4 protein-coding genes are annotated in these 3,812 nt (G+C 67.3%); 1 reads left to right on the top strand and 3 read right to left on the bottom strand.

From position 1 onward, the window contains the following. The 3 genes from sucD to ACK42S_RS16385 all read right to left on the bottom strand — a co-directional run. Positions 1-699, bottom strand: a 699-nt coding sequence (gene sucD, locus ACK42S_RS16375; protein ID WP_409710000.1) for a succinate--CoA ligase subunit alpha, incomplete at its 3' end; no start/stop codon positions are given. Positions 700-721: 22 nt separating this feature from the next. Next, on the bottom strand, positions 722-1,885 hold the full coding sequence (gene sucC / locus ACK42S_RS16380) for an ADP-forming succinate--CoA ligase subunit beta (protein ID WP_409710003.1): 1,164 nt from the start codon (positions 1,883-1,885) through the stop codon (positions 722-724). A gap of 11 nt (positions 1,886-1,896) precedes the next feature. After that, the gene (locus tag ACK42S_RS16385; protein WP_409710006.1) at positions 1,897-2,505 is read right to left on the bottom strand and encodes a DUF2889 domain-containing protein; all 609 of its coding nucleotides are present in this window, start codon (positions 2,503-2,505) and stop codon (positions 1,897-1,899) included. Between the two features lie 251 nt (positions 2,506-2,756). Here ACK42S_RS16385 and ACK42S_RS16390 point away from each other — a divergent pair. Then, on the top strand, positions 2,757-3,812 hold a 1,056-nt coding region (locus ACK42S_RS16390; protein ID WP_409710009.1), incomplete at its 3' end, for a Glu/Leu/Phe/Val family dehydrogenase.

Consider the following 3,812-nt stretch of genomic DNA (forward strand, 5'->3'; position numbering starts at 1 on the left):
GGCCTTGCACCAGCGCGCCGCCTCGGCCTCGTCGGGACCGCCGATCTCGCCGATCATGATCACGGCGTCGGTGTCGGGGTCGTCGTTGAACATCTTCATCACGTCGATGTGCTTGAGGCCATTGATCGGGTCGCCACCGATGCCCACGGCCGAGCTCTGGCCCAGGCCCAGCTCGGTGAGTTGTGCCACGGCCTCGTAGGTGAGCGTGCCCGAGCGCGAGACCACGCCGATGCGGCCCTTGCGATGGATGTGGCCGGGCATGATGCCGATCTTGATCTCGTCCGGCGTGATCAGGCCGGGGCAGTTGGGGCCCAGCAGCAGGGTCTTCTTGCCGCCGGCGGCCTCCTTGGCCTTCATCTTGTTGCGCACCATCAGCATGTCGCGCACGGGGATGCCCTCGGTGATGCACACCACGAGGTCCAAGTCGGCCTCGACGGCCTCCCAGATCGCGGCAGCGGCGCCCGCCGGCGGCACGTAGATCACCGAGACGGTCGCGCCGGTGGCGGCCCGGGCCTCCTGGACGGTGGCGTAGATCGGGATGTCGCTGAACTTCTCGCCGGCTTTCTTCGGGTTCACGCCCGCCACGAAGGCGTTCTTGCCGTTGGCGTAGGCCTGGCAGCCCAGGGTGTGGAACTGGCCGGTCTTGCCGGTGATGCCCTGGGTGATGACCTTGGTGTCCTTGTTGATCAGGATGCTCATGTTCGTTTCCTTCAGGGCTCTGTCAGGCTTGAACGGCGGCGACGACCTTCTGCGCGGCCTCGGCCATGGTGTCGGCGGAGATGATGGGCAATCCGGAGTCGGCCAGCATCTTCTTGCCCAGGTCCTCGTTGGTGCCCTTCATGCGCACGACCAGCGGCACCGACAGGTTCACGGCCTTGCAGGCGGTGATCACGCCCTCGGCGATGGTGTCGCAGCGCATGATGCCGCCGAAGATGTTGACCAGGATGGCCTTCACGTTGGGGTTCTTCAGCATGATCTTGAAGGCCTCGGTGACCTTCTCGGCCGTGGCACCGCCGCCCACGTCCAGGAAGTTGGCCGGCTCGCCGCCGAACAGCTTGATGGTGTCCATCGTGGCCATGGCCAGGCCGGCGCCGTTGACCAGGCAGCCGATGTTGCCGTCCAGGCTGATGTAGGCGAGGTCGAACTTGGAGGCCTCGACTTCGGCCGGGTCCTCTTCATCGAGGTCACGGTAGGCGACGATCTCGGGGTGGCGGAACAGCGCATTGGCGTCGAAGTTGAACTTGGCGTCCAGCGCGATCAGGCGGCCCTTGGAATCGCAGTTCAGCGGGTTGATCTCGACCAGCGAGGCGTCGGTCTCCATGTAGCAGGTGTAGAGCTTCTGGAAGAGCTCGACGCCTTGCTCGACGGTGGGGCCAGACCAGCCGATCGCGGTGGCCACCTTGCGGGCCTGGTCGGACGTGAGGCCCACGAGCGGGTCGATGTACTCGGTGATGATCTTCTCGGGCGTGCGGTGGGCGACTTCCTCGATGTCCATGCCGCCCTCGCTGGAGGCGATCAGCGCAACCTTCTGCGTGCTGCGGTCGGTCACCAGCGAGACGTAGTATTCCTTTTGGATGTCGGCCCCTTCCTCGATGTAGAGGCGGCGCACCTTCTGGCCTTCGGGGCCGGTCTGGTGCGTCACGAGTTGCATGCCCAGGATCTGCTCGGCCAGGGTCTTGACCTCGTCGATCGACTTGGCCACCTTCACGCCCCCGCCCTTGCCACGCCCGCCGGCGTGGATCTGGGCCTTGACCACCCAGACCGGGCCGCCCAGCTTCTGGGCCGCCTCGATGGCTTCCTGCACGGTGAAGGCGGGGATGCCGCGCGGCACCGGCACACCGAAGTGGCGCAAGATTTCCTTGCCTTGGTACTCGTGGATCTTCATGGTGTGTCTCTCTACTTGGAGGTCTGGGGGGGAGAGGGGGGAGTGAGAGTGCCGGCGGCGGACGCATCCGCCCGGTACCAGCGCGGGTAATAAGTGCGTACCGCCTCGCCGTCGGCGCGCAGCGCATGGCAGCGGTCGATCTGGAAGGGCTGGCGGTCGGTCTGGGCCTGTCCGCTTTCCTGGGTGTCGAGCACCTCGCCGGCAAAGGCCTGCACCACCGCGGTGGGCAGCACCTGGGCCATCTCGGTGAGGTGGGTGCAGCCCTGGATGCCACCCAGCCGCTCCTTGACGCTTTGGCGGAAGCGCTGCATCAGGTTCAGGCCGACGAGGCGGCCATAGGCATCGCCATAGGCGTCGCAGTGGCCGGGATAGGGCATCCAGTCGGTCTGCGCACCGGCAGCCAGGATGTTCATCTGCTCGTCGATCACCAGGCGCAGCGTCATGTCGTGCACCGGATCGCCGGCGCGGCGCACGCCGCCGGCCAGCGGGTAGTCACGCGCCTTGACATCGACCAGCCGGGCCTCGACCTCCCACCGCCCGCCGCCACAGGCATACACCGCCACGTCGATGCTGCGGCGGTGCTTGAGCTGGCGCTCGGGATGGGCCGGAGGCAAGGCCATGGGCGGGAAGTTTCAGGCGGTTTCGGCAAGCCCATCACTTTAGCATGCTGCGCCGCACCAAAAGAGGGGCGTTGTGCGACAGGCGAACACTTGCCGCTCCGCCATGAAGCAGCCTCAGCCAGGCCATGCAAAGCTTGCATGGGCGCAGATGTCACTTTGGCGACGCGGCGCACTACAGTGCGTGGCACGGCCTGCCAGGGGTCACGAGCCCCGGGCAGCAGCCCTCTTTCGGTCCACTGCAGGAACACAGCATGAGCCACACCTCCTCTTCCACGCCCACCTCGTTTTCGGGTCTGTCGTACGTCAACCCCTCGCCCACCAGCCCTTGGGGCACCTACCTGTCGCAGGTGGACCGCGTGATCCCCTACCTGGGCCCGCTGGCGCGCTGGGCCGAGACGCTCAAGCACCCCAAGCGCACGCTGATCGTCGACATCCCCATCGAGATGGACGATGGCACGGTGCGCCACTTCGAGGGCTATCGCGTGCAGCACAACCTCTCGCGCGGCCCCGGCAAGGGGGGGGTGCGCTATCACCCGGCCGTGACGCTGGAGGAGGTGATGGCCCTGGCGGCCTGGATGACGGTAAAGAACGCCGCCGTCAATCTGCCCTACGGCGGGGCCAAAGGCGGCATCCGCGTCGACCCGAAGCTGCTGTCGATGAAGGAGCTGGAGAAGCTCACGCGGCGCTACACCAGCGAGATCGGCATCATCATCGGCCCGCAGCAGGACATCCCGGCCCCGGACGTGAACACCAACGCCCAGATCATGGCCTGGATGATGGACACCTACTCGATGAACGTGGGGGCCACGGCCACCGGCGTGGTCACGGGCAAGCCCATCCACCTGGGCGGCTCGCTGGGCCGCGTGAAGGCCACCGGACGCGGCGTGTTCGTGACCGGCCGCGAGGCCGCCCGCCGTCTGGGCCTGAACCTGGACGGCGCGCGCGTGGCGGTGCAGGGCTTCGGCAACGTGGGCTCGGCCGCCGCTGAGCTGTTCGCCGGTGCCGGCGCCAAAATCGTCGCGGTGCAGGACCACACCGGCACGATCTTCAACCCGCGGGGCTTCGACATGCACGACCTGATGGCCACCTTGCACCGTGACGGTGGCGTGGGGGCCTTCACCGGCGGCGAACGCATCGACCCCGAGGCCTTCTGGGACGTGGACTGCGACATCCTGATCCCCGCGGCGCTGGAGGGCCAGATCACGCCGGCCCGCGCCAACCGCATCAAGGCACGGCTGGTGCTCGAGGGCGCCAACGGCCCGACGCTGCCCGAGGCCGACGACGTGTTGGCCGACCGCGGCATCCTC

Source organism: Caldimonas sp. (genome assembly GCF_046289365.1).
Classification (GTDB): Bacteria; Pseudomonadota; Gammaproteobacteria; order Burkholderiales; family Burkholderiaceae_C; genus Caldimonas.